This window comes from Actinoplanes couchii (assembly GCF_016862075.1).
Classification (GTDB): domain Bacteria; phylum Actinomycetota; class Actinomycetes; order Mycobacteriales; family Micromonosporaceae; genus Actinoplanes; species Actinoplanes couchii.
Genome location: NZ_BOMG01000041.1, coordinates 115292 through 137725, shown reverse-complemented (window position 1 = coordinate 137725; position 22434 = coordinate 115292). Strand labels below are relative to the sequence as shown.

Genomic DNA, 22434 nt, shown 5'->3' with positions numbered 1-22434 from the left:
GAAAGCCGATCAGGCCCCGGCGAGCAGCCGGGGCCTGACGGAAAAGAATCACAATCAGCGCAGCGGTACGTCCACGTAGGACCCGCCGCCGATGGTAATCGTCTTCCCGGACGGGTTCTCCTCGTAGTGCAGCGGATCCACGGTGTCCACCACGAGTGTCAGCGAGTGCCCGGCCGGCAGGTCGTAAGCGGTGGCCGGCAGCCGCAGATCCACCTTGCCGGTGCTGGTCAGCCAGCTGGCCGGAGCGTGCGTGATGAGCTTGGCGTTGCCCACCAGGTCCAGGTCGTAGAGGTAGGCGACCACGGTCCCGGTGGCCTCGGTGCCGGACAGTTCCAGGTGCACGGCGGGCACGCCACGGATCCGCTGGACCGTCGACGACCGTTCGGAGGCCCACACCCCGGCCCGCCCGCGGTCGACGAACGGCAGCCACACGCTGGGCTGCTGCCCGGTGATCGCGGCGGCCCCGTTGGTGATCAGAACCAGTCCGCCACTGGCGAGGGTGTCGGCGTCGGTGGGCAGTTTTCTGGTCCAGCCGGTGCTGACCGCGCCACCGAGCAGCCCGGTGCCGTCCAGGCCACGGATCCTGCCCAGCCCGTACCGGCGGAGGGAGGTGGTCTGTGCCGACCAGGTGGGGTAGGTCTCGGCGGCGGCGTTGAGCGGCTTGAGGAAGACCGAGCCGGTGCTGGTGGGTGCGACCGCCAGGTTCTGGTCGAGCCACGAGTAGAGGCTGGTCCAGACCTCGTTGGGCAGCCCGAGCACCCCGGTCAGTTCGGCGATCGCGTGGTCGCCGGGTCGCAGTTCGAGCCGTTTCGGGGTGGTCAGCTTGCCGTAGAAGTCGACGAGCTGGTTCGGCGGGAAGAACGTGTCGCCCCAGCCGTTGGCGATCAGCACGGCCGGCCGGTTGGCGTTGATTTTGTCCAGGTAGGTGGACGCCGACCGCACCGCGGCCCAGTTCATCACGTCGGCGACGTCCCGGCCGGCGTTGAAGTCGGCCATGTTGGCGGTCAGTTCGGCGCTGGGCCGGCCGACGAGCTGGGCGGCCAGTTCGAGGAGCCCGGCGGACTGGCGGTGCCGGGTGGAGTCGGCGTAGAGCGACTGGACCAGGTCGGTCCAGCCGCTGAGCACCCCGACGGCGCGGATCCGGCTGTCGAACGCGGCGCCGAGCAGGCTGATGCCGGCCCCGTACGAGATGCCCGCCGCGCCGATCCGGTCCGGGTCGGCGACGGTGTTCGCGACGGTCCAGTCGATGACCTTCGTCAGGTCGGCCATGTCTTTCGGGCCGGCGGTGTCGATCTCGCCGCCGGACAGCCACCAGCCGCGCGGCGTGTAGGAGACGACGACGTACCCGCGCCCGGCCAGTTTTTTCGCCTGGGCCAGGTATTCCAGGTCGTTGAGCCCCCAGCTGGACGGCAGGACCACCGCGGGATGGCGCCCGGCGGTGGACGGGGCGATCACCGTGGCCTTGAGGACCACACCGTCCGCGCCGGTGATGTCGACGGCCCGGAACCCGGAGGCGGCCTGCGCCGGAGAAGATATGAAAAGTCCCAATAAAAGCGTTAGAACGATCAGAATCCGGCGCGCCATCAACACTCCTCGATCGGGGGTGGCGGCAGCCTAGGAAGCCGTTCCGAGAATTTGAATATGGTGACATTCTCGTTACCGACTAGTAACGTGACTCGCCGGTAGCAAAGGGGGTAACAGGTGCTCTACGGAACCCCGACCGCACGTCGGCGCGACGCCCAGCGCAACCGCGCGGCCATCCTGGAAGCAGCCGGCGAGGTCCTGTCCGAGGGCGGGGCCGTCGCCCTGATGCCGGAGATCGCCCGCCGTGCCGGGATCGGCCAGGCCACCCTCTACCGCCACTTCCCGGACCGGCTCGCCCTGACCACCGCCGTGGTCACCTACCAGCTGGGCATCCTGGAGACCCGGGTGGCCACCCATTCCGCCCACCCGGCCGGGTTCCGGGCCCTGCTGCGCGAGGTCCTGCACTCCCAGATCGAGCTGTGCGGGCTGGTCAAGCTGGTGCGCCGGTTCGACACCGGGGTGCAGGAGCGGTGGCGGCGCCGGGTCATCAACGCCTTCGCGGTCCCGATGCGCCGGGCCGTCGAGCACGGGCACGTCCGCGCCGACCTGGTCCCCGAGGATCTGTCCCTGCTGTTCACCATGGTCCAAGGTGTGGCCGAGGCCACCGACGACGTGCAGGCCGCGCGTGCCGCCGCCGACCGCTCGGTCGACCTGATGCTGGACGGCGTGTTCCTGCTCAAGTAGCCGCGCCCGGTGCCGATCTGCCTGCCCGTCGGTGTATCCAGGGGAAATGGTGGTGGGGGCGCGGTGCTTCTCGAAGAGATCGGCGTGAGGGGGCGGCCCGCCCGGCCGACCCGGGTGGAGGCGCTCGAGGCCAGCGAGACCCAGGCCGCCCTGCTGCGGCTGATCCCCGCCGCGGTCATCGTGCGCCGCCTGGACGGCACCGTCCTGTGGTGGAACGAAGGCGCCCAGGACCTGTACGGCTGGTCCGCCGAGGCGGCGCTCGGCCGGCGTACCCACCGGCTGCTCAACACCGGCTTCGAAGAGGGGACGATCCACACCCAGCAGGCCGAGCTCGAGACCGAGGGCAACTGGGAGGGCCGGCTGCGGCACCTGACCGCGACCGGGCGGACCGTGACCGTGCTCAGCCGGCAGGTGGTCTACCGCCCGGTGCACGGTTCCGAGGACGACGTCGAAGTGCTCGAGGTCAACACCGACATCACCGCGGTACGGGCCGCCGAGGTGTCGCTCGCCCTCAACGAACAGCGGTTCCGGGCCCAGTTCACCCAGTCCGCGGTCGGGCAGGCGGTCCGTGGCCTGGACGGCTCGCTGATCGCGGTGAACAACGCCTTCGCCCGGATCATCGGCCGGCACCCCGAGGAACTCGTCGGCCGGCTGGTCGAACCCGACCTGATGCACCCGTCCGACGTCCCGCTGGTGCACCAGCAGATCGCCGGGCTGTTCTCCGGCGACGCCGGCTACTACACGCACGAGACCCGGCTGCGGCACGCCGAGGGGCACTGGGTCGACGTCGAGGCCACGGTCTCCCTGGTACGCGACGCCGAGGACCGCCCCGAGCACCTGATCGTGGTGGCCGTCGACATCTCCCAGCGCCGCCTGGCCGAGCAGGCCCGGGACCACGCCGCCGCGGCCCTCGCCGAGCGCAACATCGCGCTGGAGGAGGCCAACCGGCTCAAGCTGGACATCATCGGGATGCTCGGCCACGAGATCAGCAACCCGCTCGCGGCCATCCTCGGGCACGCCGACGAACTCGCCGCGGACCTGCACGACGACTCCCCGGCCGCGCAGGCCGCCGCGGTGATCGCCCGGCAGGCCCGCCGCCTGGACGAGATCGTCGGCGAGGCGCTCGCCATGGTCAGCATCGACGCCGGGAGCTTCAGCGCGAACCGCCGGCCGGTGTCGCTGCGGGCCGCGCTCGGCAAGGCGGTGGAGAGCTTCAGCGACCGGCCGGTGCCGATCCTCGGCCCGGACGCCACCGTGCTGTTCAATCCCGGTCACCTGCAGCAGGCGGTGGTCAACCTGCTCTCCAACGCGGCGAAGTACGCCGGTGGGGCCGCCTCGATCCGGGTCGAACCGGCCGGCGACCGGGTGTACATCCGGGTCGAGGACCATGGTCCGGGCGTACCCGGGGAATTCCGCTCCCGTCTCTTCGATCGTCTCAGCCGGGCCGAACGGGACGCCGCCTCGGTCCGCGGCACCGGTCTCGGCCTCTACATCGTGCGCAGTCTGGCCCGGGCCAACCACGGCGACGTCCGGCACGAGCCGCACCCGACCGGCGGCTCGGTATTCATCGTGGAGTGCGAGCGGGCATAGATGGGTAGGTAGCCGCCGGGGTTCGGTAGCCTGGACTCTCGCCTCTTCGTGAAGGAGTTGATGTCCGCCGTGGGCGGATACGGCTGGCAAGTAGTCCTGGTCGTGGTGCTGGTGCTGCTCAACGCGGCGTTCTCGGGTAGTGAGATGGCGCTCATCTCGCTGCGGGAGAGCCAGTTGCAGCGCCTCGAACGACAGTCCCGCACCGGGCGCACCCTCGCCAAGCTGGCGCGGGATCCGAACCGATTCCTCGCCACCATCCAGATCGGCATCACCCTGGCGGGTTTCCTCGCCTCGGCCGCCGCTGCGGTGTCCCTGGCCCAACCCCTGATCGAACCGCTGAGCTTCCTCGGCAACGCCGCCGAACCGGTGTCGATCTTCCTGATCACCCTCGTGCTGACCTTCTTCACCCTGGTCGTCGGCGAGCTGGCGCCCAAACGGATCGCCATGCAGCGCGCCGAGGGCTGGGCCCTGACCGTGGCCCGGCCGCTGGACGTGCTGGCCACCCTGTCCCGCCCGGTGATCTGGCTGCTCGGCAAGTCCACCGACGGTGTCGTCCGGCTCGCCGGCGGCGACCCGTCGGCCGGCCGGGAGGAGGTCTCCACCGAGGAGATCCGCGACATGGTCGCCGCCCAGCAGGACTTCACCGCCGAGCAACGCGAGATCATCTCCGGCGCCTTCGAGATCGCCGACCGGATCCTGCGCGAGATCCTCGTCCCGCGCCGCGACGTGCTGATCCTCCCGGCCGACCTGCCGTCCCCGGAAGCCCTGGCCCGGCTGGTCAAAGGCGGTCACTCGCGCGCTCCGGTCACCGGCTCGATGGGGCTGGACGACGTGCTCGGCGTGGTCCACCTGCGCGACCTGATCACCGCCGACGGGCTGGTCCGCGACCACATGTTCACGCCGATCTTCCTGCCCGAGACGCTCAAGGTGTCCGACGCGATGCGGCAGCTGCGGTCGCAGCGGCAGCAGTTCGCGATGGTCGTCGACGAGCGCGGGGCCATCGACGGCATCGTGACCATGGAGGACCTGGTCGAGGAGGTCGTCGGCGAGATCTACGACGAGACCGACCGGGACGTGCAGTCGGTGATCCGGGAGGACGACGGGGCGATGCTGCTGCCCGGCACCTTCCCGATCCACGACCTGCCGGACATCGGCGTCGACATCGAGGAGATCGACGCGGGCGACTACACCACGGTCGCCGGCCTGGTGCTGGCCCGGCTCGGGCACATCCCGACCGTCCCCGGCGAGACCGTCTCCATCGACGGGCACACCGCCGAGGTCGTCGAGATCACCGGACGGGCGATCACCCAGCTCCGGCTGCGCCGGATCACCCCGGAACTTGCCGGGGACGACGCTGATCTCTAAGGTTCGCCGGTGCTCCTGATTCTGGCGTTGGCGCTGCTCGTCGCGGTGCTCGGCTTCGCCGTCGCGCGGCCCCGTGGTCTCCCCGAGGCCACGGCGGCCGTGCCGGCGGCGCTCGCCGCCGTGGCCCTCGGCCTCGTCTCCCCGTCCGCGGCCGGCACCGAGATCCGGGAGCTGGCGCCGACGGTGGCGTTCCTGGCCGCGATCCTGGTGCTGGCGCACACCGCCGAACAGCACGGGGTCTTCACCTGGGCCGGCGCGCTGGTGGCCCGGTACGGCCGGGGCAGCCCGCGCCGCCTGCTCGGGGCCGTCTTCGGGGCGGCCGCCGTCACCACCGCGGTGCTCAGCCTGGACGCCACCGTGGTGCTGCTGACCCCGGTCGTCTTCGCGGTCGCCGCCCGGGCCGGCGTCGGCCATCGCCCGCACGCCTACGCCTGCAACCATCTGGCCAACTCGGCGTCCCTGCTGCTGCCGGTCTCCAACCTGACGAACCTGCTGGCCTTCGCCGCCAGCGGCCTGACGTTCGCCGGGTTCGCCGCCCTGATGGCCGCGCCGTGGCTGGCCGTCATCGTCGTCGAGTACCTGGTCTTCCAGCTGTTCTTCGCCCGTGACCTGGCCCAGCCGGCGACCGCGGATCCCGGCGAGCCCGGCCCGGCGCCCCGCTACGCCCTGTCGGTGCTGGCGGTGACCCTGATCGGGTTCGCGGTGCTGCAGCCGTTCGGGGTGGAGCCCGCGTTCGTCGCCGCCGCCGGAGCGCTGGCGCTGGCCGTACCGCTGCTCCGGTCCCGGACCCTGCGCCCCCGCGACCTGGTGATCGAGGCCAACCCGGCGTTCTGCGCCTTCGTCCTGGCCCTGGGCGTGGTGGTGCTGGCGGTCCGGGACAACGGCCTGGGCACGCTGATCGACGCATGGATCCCGCGGCACACCGATCTGCTGAGCCTGCTGGGCGCCGCCGTGCTGGCCGCGATCCTGGCGAACGTGCTGAACAACCTGCCCGCCACCCTGGTCCTGATCCCGGCGGTGGCCGGGCATCCCGGTCTGCTGCTGGCCGTCCTGATCGGCGTCAACGTGGGCCCGAACCTGACCTACGCGGGCTCGCTGGCCACCCTGCTGTGGCGCCGGATCCTGCACGCCCGGGACGCCGCCCCGCGAACCGCCGAGTTCCTCAAACTGGGCGCCGCCACCGTCCCGCTGTCCCTGCTCGCCGGCGTGACGGCCCTCTGGGCCGCCCTGCACCTGGCCTGACGCCCGCCGTTCACCTCCGGTCGTTACGGTGCGGAGGTGCTGGAGGCGGGGCGGGTACGTGAGGTGGCGGGCCTGTTCCTGAGACTAGGGACGATCGCCTTCGGCGGGCCGGTGGCGCACACCGCGATGATGCGCGACGAGGTGGTCCGGAGGCGCGGGTGGATCACCGACGAGCGGTTCGCCGACCTGATCGGGGCGACCAACCTCATCCCGGGGCCGAACTCCACCGAGCTCGCGATCCATCTCGGTCACGAACGGGCCGGCTGGCGGGGCCTGCTGACCGCCGGCGTCTGTTTCATCCTGCCGGCCGCGGCGATCGTCACCGGCCTGGCCTGGGCCTACGTCCGGTTCGGGACGACCCCGGCGGTCTCCGGGCTGCTGTACGGCGTCGTCCCGGCGGTCCTGGCGATCATCGTGCACGCCCTGGCCGGACTGCTGAAGGCGGTACTGAAGACGGTGTGGGCCGGGCTGCTTGCGGCCGCGGCGCTGGCCGCCTACCTGGCCGGGGTCAACGAGCTGCTGATCCTGGCGGTGGGTGCGGCGCTGCCCGCGCTGGTCGTGCTCGCCCGGCGGGGAGCAAAGCGGGGAGCACGGTGGGGTGGCCGGCGGGGAGCACGGTGGGGCGGCCCGGCCGTGCTGGCGGTGCCGGGCCTGCCCGCCGACGGCGATCTCGGACAGCTGTTCCTCACCATGCTGAAGATCGGCTCGGTGCTGTACGGCAGCGGTTACGTGCTGCTGGCGTTCCTGCGCGGCGATTTCGTGGACCGGCTGGGCTGGATCACCGGGCAGCAGCTGATCGACGCGATCTCGATCGGGCAGGTGACGCCGGGCCCGGTCTTCACCACCGCGACCTTCGTCGGTTATCTGGTGGCCGGGCTGCCCGGGGCGTTCCTGGCCACCGTGGCGATCTTCCTGCCGTCGTTCCTGTTCGTCGGGCTGCTCACCCGGCTGACCGGCTGGCTGCGGTCCTCGGCGTGGACGTCGGTGCTGCTGGACGGGGTCAACGCGACGGCGCTGGCGCTGATGGCCGGAATCGGCTTCCAGCTGGCCGGCACCGCGATCGTGGATCCGCTGACCGCCGCGATCGCCGCCGGGACACTGGTCCTGATGTGGCGGACCCGGTGGAACAGCGCCTGGTTCATCGGCGCGGGCGCGCTGATCGGCGTCGGCCACGTCCTGCTCCGGTGACCGAGGGCACGTCGTCAAGATCCCGTTAACGCGCTTGCCGGGGTGCATACCGCGAGGTTGAGTGGGTGCTGTGCAGGGGGAGTTGCGGATCTATCTGGGGGCCGCTCCGGGCGTCGGCAAGACCTACGCCATGTTGGAGGAGGCGCATCGCCGGGCCGAGCGGGGCACCGATGTGGTGGTCGGCTGGGTGGAGACGCACGGCCGGAAACACACCGCGGCGATGATCGGTGACCTGGAGACGGTGCCGCGACGGCATCTGACGTACCGGGGCGGCGCGTTCACCGAGATGGACCTGGACGCGCTGCTGGAGCGCCGGCCCGAGGTGGCGGTGGTCGACGAGCTGGCGCACAGCAACGTGCCGGGCAGCCGCCACGAGAAACGGCACCAGGACGTCCGGGCCCTGCTGGACGCCGGGATCAGCGTGCTGACCACGGTCAACGTGCAGCACCTGGAGTCGCTGAACGACGTGGTCGCGGCGATCACCGGGGTGGAGCAGCGGGAGACCGTGCCGGACGGCGTGGTGCGCGCCGCCGAGCAGGTCGAGCTGGTCGACATGACACCGGAGGCGCTGCGCCGCCGGATGGCGCACGGCAACGTCTACCCGCCGGAGAAGATCGACGCGGCGCTGGGCAACTGGTTCCGGACCGGCAACCTGACCGCCCTGCGGGAGCTGGCCCTGCTGTGGCTGGCCGACCGGGTCGAGGAGGAGCTCGGGCGGTACCGCGCCGACCACGGCATCGACGCGACCTGGGAGACCCGGGAGCGGGTGGTGGTGGCGCTGGCCGGCGGGGCCGAGGGGGAGACGCTGATCCGCCGGGCGTCGCGGATCGCGGCCCGCAGCAAGGGCGCCGACGTGCTGGCCGTGCACGTGACCCGCAGCGACGGGCTGGCCGGGGCGGATCCGGCGGTGCTGGCCCGGCAGCGGGTGCTGGTGGAGAGCCTGGGCGGCACGTACCACCAGGTGTCCGGGGCGGACGTGCCGCGGGCGCTGCTGGAGTTCGCCCGTGGGGTGAACGCGACCCAGATCGTGCTCGGGGTCTCCAGCCGGGGCCGGTTCCAGCAGCTGTTCAGCGCCGGTGTCGGGGTGACCACCACGATCCTGTCCGGCAGCATCGACGTGCACCTGGTCACCCACGAGCGGGCCGGGCGGGCGGGCCGCCGGGACCGGGTGGCGCCGGCGCTGTCCCGCCGCCGCCGGACCGCCGGGTTCGCCGTCGCGCTGACCGGGCTGCCGCTGCTGACCGCGGTGCTGTGGGCGCTGCCCGATCCGCCGCTGATCAACGACATACTGCTGTTCCTGGTCACCGTGGTGGGGGTGGCGCTGATCGGCGGGCTGTGGCCGGCGCTGGTCGCGGCGGTGCTCGGCTCACTGCTGCTGAACTGGTTCTTCACCCCGCCGTACAACGCGTTCGCGATTGCCCGCGGCGAGAACCTGCTGTCGCTGGGCATCTTCGTGACCGTCGCGGTGGCGGTCAGCTGGGTGGTCGACAAGGCGGCCCGGACCACCCGGCAGGCGGCCGAGGCGGCGGCCGAGGCGCAGACCCTGGCCGCGGTGGCCGGTGGGGTGCTGCGCGGGCAGCGGCCGTTGCCGGCGCTGCTGGACCGGCTGCGGGAGACGTTCGGGCTGGACACGGTGGCGCTGCTGGCCGACGGCACGACGGTCGCCGAGGTGGGTACGCCGGGGCTGCGGCCGGCCGACGCGCACATGACGGTGCACGCCGGCGAGAACGAGACGGTGCTGCTGGCCGGCCGGACCCTGGAGGCCTCGGACCGGCGGGTGGTGGAGGCGTTCGCCGCGCAGGCCGCGGTCGCGTGGCGTCAGGAGCGCCTGGCGGCCGAGGCGGCGACCGCGCGACCGCTGGCCGAGGCGAACCGGATGCGCACGGCGCTGCTGGCCGCGGTGAGCCACGACCTGCGCACGCCACTGGCCTCGGCGAAGGCCGCCGTCGCCGGGTTGCGCAGCCCGGACGTGCAGTTCGGCGACGAGGACCGGGTGGAGTTGCTGGCCACCGCCGACGAGTCGCTGGACCGGCTGGGCCGGCTGGTGGCGAACCTGCTGGACATGAGCCGTCTGCAGACCGGCGCGCTGGGTGTGACCGCGATCGAGATCGGGGCGGAGGACGTCGTACCGATGGCGCTGGAGGATCTCGGGCCGGAGGCCCGGCAGGTGGCGGTGCGGGTGCCGGAGGACCTTCCGCTGCTGCGCGCCGACCCCGGCCTGCTGGAGCGGGTGCTGGTCAACGTGATCGGCAACGCACTTCGCTACAGTCCGCCGGGCCGCCCGCCGATGGTGACCGGCAGCAGCCACGGCGATGTGGTGGAACTACGTGTGATCGATCACGGTCCGGGGATCCCGGCGGATCGATGGGACGATGTGTTCCTGCCGTTCCAGCGACTCGGCGACCGTGACAACCACGCCGGGGTGGGTCTGGGCCTGGCCCTGTCGCGCGGTCTGACCGAGGCGATGGGCGGCACCCTCACTCCCGACGAGACTCCCGGAGGCGGACTCACCATGATCATCTCGCTTCCCGTGGCCGCGGCATGACCCGGATCCTCGTCGTCGACGACGACGCTCAGATCACCCGGGCACTGCGGATCAACCTCAAGGCCCGCGGGTACGACGTGGACACCGCCCCGGACGGCGCGGGCGCCCTGCACAGTGCCGCGCACACCCATCCCGACCTGGTCGTGCTGGATCTCGGCCTGCCCGACATGGAGGGCGCCGAGGTGATCGCCGGCCTGCGCGGCTGGACCGCGGTGCCGATCATCGTGCTCTCCGGCCGGGCGGACAGCGCCGACAAGGTGGCCGCCCTGGACGCGGGCGCCGACGACTACGTGACAAAACCGTTCGGCGTGGACGAGCTGCTGGCCCGGATCCGGGCGGTCACCCGGCGCGGCCGCCCGGCCGGCGAGGAGAACCCGGTGGTGCTGATCGGCGACCGGGAGATCGACCTGGCCGAGCACTCGATCAGCGGCGGCGTCCGGCTCACCCCGACCGAGTGGCAGCTGCTGGAGCACCTGTTGCGCCACCCCGGCAAGCTGATCACCCAGAAGGAGCTGCTGCACGACGTGTGGGGGCCGCAGTACCAGACCGAGACCAACTACCTGAGGCAGTACATGGCACGTCTGCGCCGCAAGCTGGAGGCCGACCCGGCCCGTCCCCGTCACCTGCTGACCGAGCCCGGCATGGGCTACCGGTTCCGCCCGTGAGCGCGGCGACGCGCCTGGGGGTGCTGGACGTCGGCTCCAACACGGTCAACCTGGTGGTGGCCGAGTCCGATTCGGCGCTGCCGCTGCCGGTGCACTCCTGGGAGGAGCGCCCGCGGCTGGCGCACCGGCTGCCGGCCGACGGCACGATCGGCACGGAGGCGCTGGACCGGATGATCGCCTCGGTGCGGGACGCGGCCGCCGAGGCGCACCGGGTGGGCGTGACCCGGATGTTCGCGTACACCACCGCGGTGGTCCGGGACGCCCCGAACCGCGAGGCGGTCCTCAAGGCGGTGCGTGCGGAGACCGGCGTACGCCTGGGCACCATCACCGGCATCGAGGACGCCCGTCTCACCTTCCTGGCGGCCCGGCGTTGGCTGGGCTGGCAGGCCGGCCCGATGCTGATGGTCGACATCGGCGGCGGCTGCCTGGAGGTGGCGTTCGGCCGGGACCGGCTGCCCGAGTCGGCGATCTCGCTGCCGCTGGGCGCGGGCCGGCTGACCCGCGAGTTCCTCGAGGGCGATCCGCCGTCACCCCGGGCGGTGCGCCGCCTGCGCCGGCACGTGCGGGACCGGTTCGCCGAGGTCGCGGCCCGGACGTCCTGGGAGGAGCCGCACACGTCGGTGGCCGCGTCCAAGACGTTCCAGCAGCTGGCGCGCCTGACCGGGGCGCCGCCGCAGCGCCTCGGCCCGTTCGTGCCGCGGATGATCGAGGCGCGGGCCCTGCGCCCGTGGATCAAGCGGCTGGCGGTGATGCCCAGCCCGCTGCGCGCCCGGCTCAAGGGCGTCTCCCCGCACCGGGCCCGGCAGATCCTGGCCGGGGCGATCGTCGCGCACGAGGTGATGCGCCGGCTCGGGATCGACTCGCTGCGGATCTGCCCGTGGGGGCTGCGGGAGGGCATTCTGCTGCGGGAACTGGAGTCGCGGCAGCCGCCGTTGGCCGATGCCTCCTGGGTGCCTTGGGAATAACCGCCGCAATTCATGTCGTACGGGACGAAGATGGGTGGAGGTTGCCCTGTCGTTCTAGGAGGCGGAAGCGTGCGGTTGTTCGGATCCCGGGCGGCGGGCCCGGAGACGGCGCGCCCGATCCCGCGGGACGTCGAGGCACTCGAGGAGCTGGTGCACAACCTGGACGCGGCGAGCGACGAGGAGAGCGCCTGGCGGATCACCGTGGAGAGCACGGTCCGGTTCTACAAGTTCGGGTACGGCGCGGTCTGGGTGCTGGACAACACCAACCGGTTGCAGGTGCGGCACGAGTGCGGCGAGCTGGTGCCGCAGATCCAGGCGGCCGGCCGTAACGATCCGGGCGAGTTGGTGAACCGGGCACTGCGGGGCCGGGTGCCGATCTTCGACGAGGATCCGGATGCCGCCACCGGATGCCGTCGGTGGCAGGCGGCGGCCCGGTCCGGGATGAAGGCCGCGGCGGTGCTGCCGGTGCTGCAGGGCAACGACGTGATCGGCATCCTGGAGTACTACTCGCCGACCATGTTCTACGCCGACGAGGCGCGGAAAGAGAAGTTCGCCGCGATCGTACGGATGGGCGAGCGCGCCCGGACCAGCGCGATCGCGGCCGCCGAGCTGCGTCAGGTGGCCGACGACCGGGAGGCGGTGACCACCGTCGTGACCCGGCTCGGCCAGGCCTCGGACACCCAGACCGCGATCAAGGCGGCGCTGGACGCGGTGCGCACGGCGTTCGGCTGGGCGTACGGCTCGTTCTGGGCGATCGATGCGGACCTGCACGTGCTGAAGTTCCAGCTGGAGTCGGGTTCCGCCGGCGAGGAGTTCCGGCAGGTCACCCTGGCGGCCACGTTCGCCGAGGGGGTCGGGCTGTCCGGCCGTGCCTGGCGGGCCCGGGACCTGGTGTTCGTCCGGGAGCTGGCGGAGCTGACCGACTGTGTGCGGGCTCCGGCGGCGGGCCGGGCCGGGGTGCGCTCCGGCGTCTGCTTCCCGATCATGAGCGGCGACCGGGTGGTCGGCACGATGGACTTCTTCACCACCGAGTACATCGATCTCTCCGAGTCGCGGGCCGCCGCGCTGCGCAACGTGCAGCAGCTGGTGTCGCAGCGGCTGGACGTGGTGCGCGGCACCGAGCGGGCCGCCGCGAACGCCCGCGACCTGCTGGACACCGTGGAACGGCTGCGCAGCGCCAGCCAGGACGCGACGTCGGTGGCCGAGCAGGCGGTGTCCCGGGCGTCGGCGATGACCGCCGAGGTGGCGGCGCTGGGCCAGGCGTCCACCGCGATCGGCGACGTCATCAAGATCATTTCCTCGATCGCCGAGCAGACCAACCTGCTCGCCCTGAACGCCACCATCGAGGCGGCCCGGGCCGGCGAGTCCGGCAAGGGCTTCGCGGTGGTCGCCGGCGAGGTCAAGGAGCTGGCCCGGGAGACCGCCGAGGCCACCCAGAAGGTCTCCGACCAGATCGCCGGCATCCAGGCCAGCGCCGAGACCGTCGCCAACGGCATCCACACCACCAGCGAGACGATCGGCAAGATGGACGCGGTGCAGGCCCGAATGAATGACGTCCTGGCCGAACAGGCCGAGATGGCACGCGCTCTGCAGGGTTGACCCCTACGCTCGGCGAATGAGTGGTGTTCGGTTACTGATCGGAACCAGGAAAGGTCTGTTCGTCCTCACCGCGGACGGCAAGCGGCAGGACTGGACGGTGGACGGCCCGCACTTCGCGGGCTGGGAGATCTACCACGCCAACGCCTCGCCGGTGAACCCGGACCGGATCTGGGTGTCCCAGTCCGGCGGCTGGTTCGGGCAGCTGATCCAGCGCTCCGACGACGGCGGGCGGAACTGGGCGCAGGTCGACCACGACTTCGCCTACGCCGGGGAGGTCGGGGAGCATCTCTGGTACGACGGAACCCCGCGCCCGTGGGAGTTCAAACGGATCTGGCACCTGGAGCCGTCCCGGACCGACGCCGACGTGGTGTGGGCCGGCGGCGAGGACGCGGCCCTGTGGAAGACCACCGACGGCGGGCAGACGTGGGTCGAGCTGGCCGGGCTGCGGACCCACGTGTCGGCCCCGCGATGGCAGCCCGGCGCCGGCGGGCTCTGCCTGCACACGATCCTGCCCGACCCGGTGGACCCGGACCGGATGTTCGTGGCCATCTCGGCGGCCGGGGTGTTCCGCACCGACGACGGCGGGATCACCTGGCAGCCGGTCAACCACGGCCTGCAGAGCGAGGGCATCCCGGACCCGGACGCCGACGTCGGCCACTGCGTGCACCGGCTGGCCATGCACCCGGCCCGGCCGGGCACGATCTTCATGCAGAAGCACTGGGACGTGATGCGCACCGACGACGCCGGGGCGAACTGGCGGGAGATCAGCGGGAATCTGCCCACCGACTTCGGCTTCCCGATCGCGGTGCACGCGCACGAGCCGGAGACGATCTACGTCGTGCCGATCACCAGCGACCACCTGCACTACGTGATGGACGGCAAGCTGCGGGTCTACCGCAGTCGCACCGGCGGCGACGAGTGGGAGGCGCTCACCGCCGGGCTGCCGCAGGAGCACTGCTACGTCAACGTGCTGCGCGACGCGATGGCGGTGGACACCCTCGACGAGTGCGGCATCTACTTCGGCACCAGCGCCGGTCAGGTCTACGGGTCGATCGACAGCGGGGGCAGCTGGACCACGTTGGTCAGCGACCTGCCGCCGGTGCTGTCGGTGGAAGTGCAGGTGCTGCCGTGATCCGGGTGGTCCTGCCGCCCCACCTGCGCACCCTGGCCAAGGTGACCGGGGAGGTCCGGGTGGAGGTGCCCGGCGAGGTGACCCAGCGGCACGTCCTGGATGCGGTCGAGCGGGAGTTCCCGATGCTGCTCGGCACCATGCGCGACCGGTCCACCGGCAAACGGCGGCCGCTGGTGCGCTTCTTCGCCTGCGAGGAGGACCTCTCCAACGAGCCGCCCGACGCGCCGCTGCCGGACCGGGTGGCGGCCGGTGAGGAGCCGTTCCTGGTGGTCGGCGCGATGGCCGGCGGCTGATCCGGCCGTTCATCGAGGCCTTCCAGCGAGGCCTTCCAGCGAGGCCTCTTGCCGAGGCCTTCCCATAAGACCTCTTGCCGAAGCCTTCCAGCGGGCCTTCCGGTGAGGCCTTTTGGGCGGGGCCTTCTGCCGAGGCCGGCAGCGCAGCGGGGCCGGACGGCGGCCGGGGGACTTCCCGGCCGCCGTCGTCCGATCACGGCTCTACAGGCATGGGCCGCACGGGCCGCCGAGCTGGTGCACCGGATGGATCGTGATCGGCCGGATCACCGGCGCCTGGATCGCCGGCAGCGTGACGACCGGCTGGTCGGCGACCGGCGCGGGGGCGGCCGGCCGGCCCGCCGTCGCGGGCGGGATGTCCGCGCCGGGCTCGGCCACGTCCAGCGGCCCGGCGGCGGTGACCGTGATCCGGTCGGTCTTCTTGGTCTTCTTCTTGGCGTGCTTCTTGTGCGCCTTCGCGGGCTTCTCCTCGTCGGCCGCGGAAGCAGCGGCAGCGGCCCCGGCCGGTTCGGCGGTGGCCGGTTCGGCGGCGGCGGCAGCGGCGGTGGCAGTCCCGGCCGGATCGTTGGCGGCCGGGGCGGCACCGGTCCCCGGCTGCTCCGGCGCCGGCCGCTCCGGGCCGGGCTCGCGGACCGGTCCGGAACCCACCGGAGGCGCGGCCGGGACGAAACCGGGCAGGATCTGCACCGGGGGCGCGGCCGGCACGAAGCCGGGCAGGATCTGGACCGGGGGCGCGACGAACCCGGGCAGGATCTGTACCGGCCGCTCGATGACCAGCGCGTACTGATTCACGATCCGGGCCGGGAAGAAGTCGCAGTCGTAGTCGTCCGCCCACAGCACCAGCGACGTGGCGAACGTCGAGCAGCTCTCGAACGAGTCGTAGTAACCGAGCAGCCGGCCCGGCGGAACCCACTCCGGCCCGGCCATGGCGGGGCCGGCGCCGAACGCCGCTCCGATCACCAGCCCGGCGCAGGCGGTGACGAGTCCTCGCGTTGTTTTTCGCATTTCGTACCTTCCGTGGAATATGCCGTGTTTCGGATAGCTGAGCACGGCATCCGAAGGGTGGTGCGAGGTTTGCGAGAATTGCCCGATCCGGGGCAACTCCGCCCGGGAGGTGCGAATGGCGGCGGCCTACGATCAGGAGCATGGCCAGGCGTACGGGTGACGCGACCCGTGAGGAGATTCGTAACGCGGCGGCCCGTCTGTTCCGGGAGCGCGGTTTCGCGCGGACCTCGGTGCGGGACATCGCCGCCGGGGCGGTCACCAACCCGGCGCTGGTGATCCGCTACTTCGGCACCAAGGAGCTGCTGTTCCTCGACACCATGCGGTTCAGCATCGACGACTCGCCGCTGTTCGACGTGCCGCTGGCGGAGTTCGGTGAGCGGTTCGTCGAGGTCCTGCTGGCCGACGACGACGTCCGCGGGGTCTATCTGGCCCTGGTCCGCGGCAGCAACGAGCCGCAGATCCGGGCCCGGCTCCAGCGCATCCACGAGCAGACCTTCGTGGGGCCGGTGCGGGCCCGGCTCGACGGGCCGGACGCGGACGTGCGGGCCGCGCTGGCGGCCGCGGTGGTCGGCGGTCTGCTCTACTCGCTCTGGGTGGTGGAGGACGAGAGCCTGGTGACCGCCGACCGGGACGACCTGATCGCCCGTTACGGGGCGCTGCTGCAGCTCGCCCTCACTGGACCGACCAGCCACCGTCCGACGGCAGCACCACCCCGTTGAGGTTCACCCCGTCGTCGCTGAGCAGGAAGGTGATCGACGCGGCCAGGTGCTCGGGCATCGCCACCCCCGGGATGAGCTGCAGGAACGGGCCGGTGCGACCGCGGCCGAACTCGGACTGGTTCACCGGGGCCATGCCGGTGGCGACCCCGCCGGGCGCGACCGCGTTGGTCCGGACACCCTGGTGCCCGTACATGAAGGCGGTGTTCTTGGTGATGCCGAGAACGGCGTGCTTGGAGGCGGTGTAGGCGACCCCGGCCGCGTTGCCGCGCAGCGCCGCCTCGGAGGCGACGTTGACGATCGAGCCGCGCCCGGCGGACAGCATCGCCGGGACGACCGCCCGGGTCAGCCGGAAGACGCCGTCGACGTTGACCGCGAACAGTTTCGCCCAGATCGCGTCGGACGTCTCGTGCACCGGGCTGAAGTCGTCGACCACGCCGGCGATGTTGGCCAGGCCGTCGATCCGGTCCCCGGCGGCGGCCACGATCCGCTCGATGTCGCCGGCCTTCGTGATGTCGGCGGCCACCGCGACGAACGCCCCACCCAGGTCGGCCTCGGTCTCCTTGAGCTTGTCGGCGGTGATGTCCACGCCGATCACCCGGCCGCCCTCGCGGACGATGCGGGAGGCGGTGGCCCGGCCGATGCCGGAGGCCGCGCCGGTGACGATCACGGTCCGGCCGTCGAACCGGCCCGGGGTGATCCGCTCCCGCCACGGGCCGCCCTCCGGGTCCTCGGCCGGGGCGACCCCGCCGTTGACCCGCAGCACGAGGTCGTCGACGACGGACTGCGGCATGGCGCCGCCGCTCAGCTCGACCATCTTCTGCAGCGGGAGCCCACGGACCGGGGCGAGCATCGACGGGTCGGTGCCGCCGGCGGCCAGCAGCCCACCCAGCGCGGGCCCGCCCTCCGGGTGGTCCAGCCACTCGCCGACGGTGCTGTTCGCGGTCAGCGGCCTGGGGTCGGTCATGTGAGGAATCCTTTCGTCGAGACGCTAAGTGTACTTAGTTTACTTCGGTCGGGAAGGGGCCTCCGGGGTCGTACCGCGCCGCTGGTCCGTTAAGGTCCACCAATGGGTTTGCTGGACAGGTTCGGTTCGCCGCGCCGCAGGTTCGCGCAGCTCGCGCTCCGTGTGGCCCGGCACACGCCGGGTGTCGACCGGGCGGTCTACCAGCCGGACGACTTCGCCATCGCGATCCACCGGGCCGGTTCCGACGGGCCGGCCCACCTCTACCTCTCCAACGTCTTCCGGGAGACCGAGGACGCCAGTCCCGAGGAGCGCCGGGAGCGTCTGGAACGGCTGATCCGGCTGATGACGCCGATGCCCGAGGACGACTGGGAGACGGCCCGGCCCAAGTTGCGCCCGGTGCTGCGGCCGGTGACCTTCGGGGCGTCCGGCCCGGCCGGAATGCGCCCGCCACTGTCCCGCCCGGCCATGCCGTACCTGCGCGAGCTGGTGGTGATCGACGCCCCGGACGCGATGGCCTACGTGCTGCCGGACCGGCTCGAGGAGTGGGGTGTCGGCGTCGACGAGGTGTTCGCGGCGGCCCGGGCGAACCTGGCGGCCATCGCCCGCGACAGCCTGGACCGGCCGTGGCGGGACGGCCCGGTGATGAGCCTGCTCGACGACGGCGACGGCTACTTCACCTCGCTGCTGCTGGCGCCGGGCTGGCTGGCCGAGGTCGGCGAGCGGATGGGCGGCCCGGTGCTCGCGTTCGTCCCGGACAACAACACGCTGCTGCTCACCCCGCTGCCGGAGCAGAACGCCGACCAGCTGTACGCCGCGGTCGAGCGGGTGTTCGGCGAGGCGGTGCGTTACCTGTCGCCGGTCGCCTACGTGGCCGGGCCGGACGGCCGCGCGGTGCCGTACCGTCCGCCGGCCGGCCATCCGCACCACCTGCCGGCCCGCCGCGCCGACGCGGTGCTGGCCCTGACCGAGTACTCGAACCAGACCGACTGGCTCGCCGGGCAGTACACCAAGGCCGGGCTGGACGTGCACGTCGGCAACCTGATCGCGATCGAACCACCCGGCGGCGGCCCGGCCGAGACCATCGCCACCTGGACCGAGGGGGTCAGCACCCTGCTGCCGCGCGCCGACACGGTGGCCTTCGCCCGGATCGGCAGGGGGGTGGAGTTCCGGGTGCCGTGGCGGGCCGCCGAGGAGCAGGCGGGCCTGATCCCGGAGCCGCTGCTGGCCCCGGCCCGGTACCGGGTGGAGTCGTGGCCGCCGGAACCGGTGCTGGCCGCGTTGCGGGAGCACGAGTTGGATTGATTCGTCCGAACGGGGGACACTGTCCTGGTAACGCTCGCGATGGGAGAGGCTGATGACCACTTTTGAAGAGGAAGACAGCCGCCTGTCGGTGGGACCTCCGGCCGATCACGCGGCCGGGCTCAAGGCGGTGCGGCTGAGCCTCACCAACGCGGTGCAGAAGATGGGCGTCAAGAAGACGGTCACCAACCTGCGCACGCTCAACCAGCACAACGGCGTCGACTGCATGAGCTGCGCCTGGCCCGACCCGCAGGGCCACCGGCACACCGCCGAGTTCTGTGAGAACGGGGCGAAGGCGGTCTCCTGGGAGGGCCAGCGGGACACCGTGGGCCCGGAGTTCTTCGCCGAGCACTCGATCGCCGACCTGGCCACCCGGACCGACCACTGGCTGGAGAAACAGGGCCGGCTCAGCCACCCGATGGTCCGTCGCGACGGCGGCACCCACTACGAGCCGATCTCCTGGGCCGACGCGTTCGCCCTGGCCGGTTCGCACTTCCGGGGCCTGGCCGATCCCAACGAGGCGGCCTTCTACACCTCCGGCCGGGCCAGCAACGAGGCCGCGTTCGTCTACCAGCTGTTCGCCCGCGCCCTGGGCACCAACAACCTGCCGGACTGTTCGAACCTGTGCCACGAGTCGACCGGTTCGGCCCTGATGCGCACGATCGGCGTCGGCAAGGGCTCGGTCACCCTGGAGGACCTGCACAAGGCCGACCTGATCGTGGTCTCCGGGCAGAACCCGGGCACCAACCACCCGCGCATGCTGACCGCCCTGGAGATCGCGAAGCGGGACGGCGCGAAGATCATCGCGATCAACCCGCTGCCCGAGGCCGGCCTGATCCGCTTCGACAACCCGCAGAACGCGCGCGGCCTGGTCGGCAAGGGCACCCCGCTGGCCGACCGCCTGCTGCAGATCCGGTCCAACGGCGACCTGGCCCTCTGGCAGGCGATCGGGCACCTGCTCCTGCGCAAGGGCGTGGCCGACAAGGAGTTCATCGAGTCGTCCACGGTCGGGTTCGAGGAGTGGGCCGACTCGCTCGCCGAGATCGACCGGGAGAAGGTCCTCGCCGCCACCGGGCTGACCTGGGAGCAGATCGAGGACGTCGCCGACATGCTGGCCTCCTCGGAGCGGGTCATCCACTGCTGGGCGATGGGCATCACCCAGCACCGCAACGCGGTCGCCACGATCAAGGAGTTCGTCAACGTCGCCCTGCTGCAGGGCATGATCGGCAAGCCCGGCGCGGGTCTCTGCCCGGTCCGCGGGCACTCCAACGTGCAGGGCGACCGGAGCATGGGCATCTGGGAGAAACCGCCGGCGATCTTCCTGGACCGGCTGCGCGACGAGTTCGGGTTCGAGCCGCCCCGCGAGCACGGCCACGACGCCGTCGACGCGGTCAAGGCGTTCCGGGACGGGCACGGCAAGGTGTTCATGGCGCTCGGTGGCAACTTCGTGGCCGCGATGTCGGACACCGAGGTCACCGCGGCGGCCATGCGCGGCGCCGAGCTGACCGTGCAGATCTCCACCAAGCTCAACCGCAGCCACATCGAGGCCGGGCACACCGCGCTGATCCTGCCCACCCTGGGCCGCACCGAGCAGGACCTGACCGGTGGCCGGGTGCAGCGGATCACCGTCGAGGACTCGATGTCCGCGGTGCACGCCTCCCGCGGCCGGTCCGACCCGGCCGGCCCGCTGCTGCGCTCCGAGGTCGACATCATCTGCGGCATCGCGGCGGCCACGCTCGGCGACCGGCACGACATCCCGTGGGCCGCGTTCACCGAGGACTACGAGGAGATCCGGGAGCGGATCGGCCGGGTGGTCCCGGGCTGCGACGACTACCCGGCGAAGATCCGGGACGGCGGGTTCACCATGCCGCACCCGCCGCGTGACTCGCGGACCTTCCCGACCCTGGAGGGCAAGGCGGTCTTCACGGTCAGCCCGCTCGAGGTGATGACGATCCCGCCGGGCCGGCTGATCCTGCAGAGCCTGCGCAGCCACGACCAGTTCAACACCACGATCTACGGGCTGGACGACCGCTACCGGGGCATCAAGCAGGGCCGCCGGGTGGTCTTCATCAGCGCCGCCGACCTGGCCGAGCTGGGCTTCGACGACGGCGACGTGGTCAACCTGGTCTCCGAGTGGGAGGACGGGGTCGAGCGCCGGGCCGACAAATTCCGGCTGGTCTCGTACGACACTCCGAAGGGCTGCGTGGCGGCCTACTACCCGGAGACGAACCCGCTGGTCCCGCTCGACTCGCAGGCCGAGGAGAGCGGAACCCCCACGTCGAAGTGGGTGCAGATCCGTCTGGAGCGCACCGCCTGACGTCGCCTTACCCGTGGTGGTCTCCGGTGCGATCCGCACCGGAGATCACCACGCGGGTCAGGCGTCGTTGCCGGGGGTGGGTGTGCTCTCGAAGAGGCCCGCGAGGGTCTCCACTCCGCCACCCCACGCGGCGGCCGCCACCGCCGCCACCACGGTCGCGGCGCGCGCGGCGTGGTACATGCCCCGGCCGCTGGTGGCGTCGGCCAGGTTGCGGGCGACGGCGCGGGGCAGCGTACGCCGCAGATAGTCCTTCTCCGCGCCCAGCTCCTGGTCCTTGGGCATCAGCCCGGCCATCTGCACCTTGCCGCGGCCCTCGGCGTAACAGCGGCGCATCAGGAAGGCGAATGTCGACCGGTCGGCCGGCACCTCGTGGTCGATGGTCGCGTGCGGCACGTAGATCCAGCGCCCGCCGGCGGCCGCGCTCATCCGCAGGCACAGCTCGGTGTCCTCGGGCCGGTTCTGGTCGCCGAGTTTGCCGAAGCCGGTGCGGAACCCGTCGACGGCCAGGAACGCGTCCCGCCGGACGATCATGTTGGCCGACCAGACGTTGCGGATCGGCGCGGTCCTGGTCGGCATCCCGGTGTAGGAGACGCCGACGGTCCAGAGCAGCTCGTCCGGCATCCAGGTGGGGCGGTCCACCGCCCAGGCCGGGATGATGCCGCCGCCGGTGCCGACCACGGCCGGATCCCGGAACGGTTCGAGCTGGTGGGCGAGCCAGGTGGGGCTGGCCACGGTGTCGTCGTCGAGGAAGGCGATGAACGCGGTCCGGGTGTGGAAGGCGCCGGTGTTGCGGTTGCCGGAGGCGCCGCGGGCGTACGCGTTCTCCAGCACGGTGACGCCCGGGAACTCGAGTTTCACCCGGGCGGCCATCTCCGGGTTGTGGTCGACGACGACCACCACCTCGTCGGCCTGGTGGGTCTGTGCGTGGGCGGACGCGATGGTGCGGGTGAGTGAGGCCCAGCGCTTCTCGCTGTGGGTCGGGATGACGATGCTGACGTCGGAGATGCCGGTGGGCTCCAAAGCCTCTGCTCCTGGGCATAGGCGCATGACGCGGTGGGGACGCGATTTGCGGTACGGGTGGAAGAAAGGCCTTGTCAGGGGGATGACTCCGCCGGGTGATCAAGAGAGTGACGGAGTTTCCTGTGGCTAAGCTGTGGTTTTGAAGAATGCGGGATTGCGGCGGTGTGAGACGGGTCGCTCCCGTGGCCGTTATTCCTATCCAATCAGTCTGATATGTGGGAACTGTATGTAATGCCGGTCACCTATCCCTGGTGAAGAGAT

General features: G+C 71.8%; 18 protein-coding genes. 14 read left to right on the top strand and 4 right to left on the bottom strand.

The genetic code is table 11. The features are described from left to right. Positions 1–54 precede the first annotated feature (54 nt). Positions 55–1548 carry a CocE/NonD family hydrolase gene (locus Aco03nite_RS14660; protein ID WP_239145165.1) on the bottom strand — a complete coding sequence of 498 codons (1494 nt, stop codon included), beginning with the start codon at positions 1546–1548 and terminating at the stop codon, positions 55–57. Positions 1549–1701: 153 nt separating this feature from the next. Between Aco03nite_RS14660 and Aco03nite_RS14655 the strand changes: the two genes are divergently transcribed. From Aco03nite_RS14655 to Aco03nite_RS14605, 11 genes are all read left to right on the top strand, one after another. Then, positions 1702–2268, top strand: coding sequence for a TetR/AcrR family transcriptional regulator (locus tag Aco03nite_RS14655; RefSeq protein ID WP_203795630.1), 567 nt, complete (start codon positions 1702–1704; stop codon positions 2266–2268). Between the two features lie 84 nt (positions 2269–2352). Next, positions 2353–3858: a PAS domain-containing sensor histidine kinase gene (locus tag Aco03nite_RS14650; protein WP_203795629.1), complete on the top strand. Its 1506-nt coding sequence runs from the start codon at positions 2353–2355 to the stop codon at positions 3856–3858. A 60-nt stretch (positions 3859–3918) separates the two neighbouring features. Further along, the gene (locus Aco03nite_RS14645) at positions 3919–5223 is read left to right on the top strand and encodes a hemolysin family protein (RefSeq protein WP_203795628.1); all 1305 of its coding nucleotides are present in this window, start codon (positions 3919–3921) and stop codon (positions 5221–5223) included. A 9-nt stretch (positions 5224–5232) separates the two neighbouring features. Then, positions 5233–6465 carry an SLC13 family permease gene (locus tag Aco03nite_RS14640; protein WP_203795627.1) on the top strand — a complete coding sequence of 411 codons (1233 nt, stop codon included), beginning with the start codon at positions 5233–5235 and terminating at the stop codon, positions 6463–6465. 36 nt (positions 6466–6501) lie between these two features. Continuing rightward, positions 6502–7653: a chromate efflux transporter gene (chrA, locus tag Aco03nite_RS14635; protein WP_203795626.1), complete on the top strand. Its 1152-nt coding sequence runs from the start codon at positions 6502–6504 to the stop codon at positions 7651–7653. Between the two features lie 61 nt (positions 7654–7714). Then, complete coding sequence (locus Aco03nite_RS14630; RefSeq protein ID WP_239145164.1) at positions 7715–10198, top strand: DUF4118 domain-containing protein; 2484 nt, start codon at positions 7715–7717, stop codon at positions 10196–10198. Beyond that, positions 10195–10863: a response regulator gene (locus Aco03nite_RS14625; protein WP_203795625.1), complete on the top strand. Its 669-nt coding sequence runs from the start codon at positions 10195–10197 to the stop codon at positions 10861–10863. The genes Aco03nite_RS14630 and Aco03nite_RS14625 overlap by 4 nt, the downstream gene beginning before the upstream one ends. Next, the gene (locus Aco03nite_RS14620) at positions 10860–11828 is read left to right on the top strand and encodes a Ppx/GppA family phosphatase (protein ID WP_203795624.1); all 969 of its coding nucleotides are present in this window, start codon (positions 10860–10862) and stop codon (positions 11826–11828) included. The genes Aco03nite_RS14625 and Aco03nite_RS14620 overlap by 4 nt, the downstream gene beginning before the upstream one ends. 69 nt (positions 11829–11897) lie before the next feature. Then, complete coding sequence (locus Aco03nite_RS54065; protein WP_275415868.1) at positions 11898–13427, top strand: methyl-accepting chemotaxis protein; 1530 nt, start codon at positions 11898–11900, stop codon at positions 13425–13427. A 16-nt stretch (positions 13428–13443) separates the two neighbouring features. Then, entirely contained in the window at positions 13444–14559 is a 1116-nt protein-coding gene (locus tag Aco03nite_RS14610) for a WD40/YVTN/BNR-like repeat-containing protein (RefSeq protein WP_203795623.1), read from the top strand. Next, complete coding sequence (locus Aco03nite_RS14605) at positions 14556–14852, top strand: MoaD/ThiS family protein (protein ID WP_203795622.1); 297 nt, start codon at positions 14556–14558, stop codon at positions 14850–14852. Before Aco03nite_RS14610 ends, Aco03nite_RS14605 begins: the two co-directional genes overlap by 4 nt. A 201-nt stretch (positions 14853–15053) precedes the next feature. Here the strand turns inward: Aco03nite_RS14605 and Aco03nite_RS14600 are convergent, their stop codons facing one another. Next, on the bottom strand, positions 15054–15854 hold the full coding sequence (locus Aco03nite_RS14600) for a hypothetical protein (RefSeq protein ID WP_203795621.1): 801 nt from the start codon (positions 15852–15854) through the stop codon (positions 15054–15056). 140 nt (positions 15855–15994) lie between these two features. On the opposite strand from Aco03nite_RS14600, the gene Aco03nite_RS14595 reads away from it, so the two are divergent. After that, positions 15995–16573 (top strand): TetR/AcrR family transcriptional regulator, encoded by a 579-nt coding sequence (locus Aco03nite_RS14595; protein ID WP_203795620.1) that lies wholly within the window; start codon positions 15995–15997, stop codon positions 16571–16573. Here the strand turns inward: Aco03nite_RS14595 and Aco03nite_RS14590 are convergent. Then, entirely contained in the window at positions 16527–17537 is a 1011-nt protein-coding gene (locus Aco03nite_RS14590) for an SDR family NAD(P)-dependent oxidoreductase (protein WP_203795619.1), read from the bottom strand. The genes Aco03nite_RS14595 and Aco03nite_RS14590 overlap by 47 nt on opposite strands. A gap of 102 nt (positions 17538–17639) precedes the next feature. Here Aco03nite_RS14590 and Aco03nite_RS14585 point away from each other — a divergent pair, with 102 nt between their 5' ends. Both Aco03nite_RS14585 and Aco03nite_RS14580 read left to right on the top strand, forming a co-directional pair. Next, positions 17640–18839: a DUF1444 domain-containing protein gene (locus tag Aco03nite_RS14585; RefSeq protein ID WP_203795618.1), complete on the top strand. Its 1200-nt coding sequence runs from the start codon at positions 17640–17642 to the stop codon at positions 18837–18839. 52 nt (positions 18840–18891) lie between these two features. Further along, a complete protein-coding gene (locus tag Aco03nite_RS14580; RefSeq protein ID WP_203795617.1) occupies positions 18892–21153 on the top strand; it encodes an FdhF/YdeP family oxidoreductase in 2262 nt (753 codons plus the stop codon). Between the two features lie 57 nt (positions 21154–21210). Here the strand turns inward: Aco03nite_RS14580 and Aco03nite_RS14575 are convergent, their stop codons facing one another. Then, a complete protein-coding gene (locus tag Aco03nite_RS14575; protein ID WP_203795616.1) occupies positions 21211–22173 on the bottom strand; it encodes a glycosyltransferase family 2 protein in 963 nt (320 codons plus the stop codon). Positions 22174–22434 lie beyond the last annotated feature (261 nt).

Excerpts from the sequence above, each read along its gene's own strand:
- Aco03nite_RS14645 (WP_203795628.1), top strand. The coding sequence starts at position 3,919 with ATGTCCGCCGTGGGCGGATACGGCTGGCAAGTAGTCCTGGTCGTGGTG.
- Aco03nite_RS14585 (WP_203795618.1), top strand. The coding sequence starts at position 17,640 with ATGGGTTTGCTGGACAGGTTCGGTTCGCCGCGCCGCAGGTTCGCGCAG.
- Aco03nite_RS14625 (WP_203795625.1), top strand. The coding sequence starts at position 10,195 with ATGACCCGGATCCTCGTCGTCGACGACGACGCTCAGATCACCCGGGCA.
- Aco03nite_RS14610 (WP_203795623.1), top strand. The coding sequence starts at position 13,444 with ATGAGTGGTGTTCGGTTACTGATCGGAACCAGGAAAGGTCTGTTCGTC.
- Aco03nite_RS14595 (WP_203795620.1), top strand. The coding sequence starts at position 15,995 with ATGGCCAGGCGTACGGGTGACGCGACCCGTGAGGAGATTCGTAACGCG.
- Aco03nite_RS14600 (WP_203795621.1), bottom strand. The coding sequence starts at position 15,854 with ATGCGAAAAACAACGCGAGGACTCGTCACCGCCTGCGCCGGGCTGGTG.
- Aco03nite_RS14590 (WP_203795619.1), bottom strand. The coding sequence starts at position 17,537 with ATGACCGACCCCAGGCCGCTGACCGCGAACAGCACCGTCGGCGAGTGG.
- Aco03nite_RS14580 (WP_203795617.1), top strand. The coding sequence starts at position 18,892 with ATGACCACTTTTGAAGAGGAAGACAGCCGCCTGTCGGTGGGACCTCCG.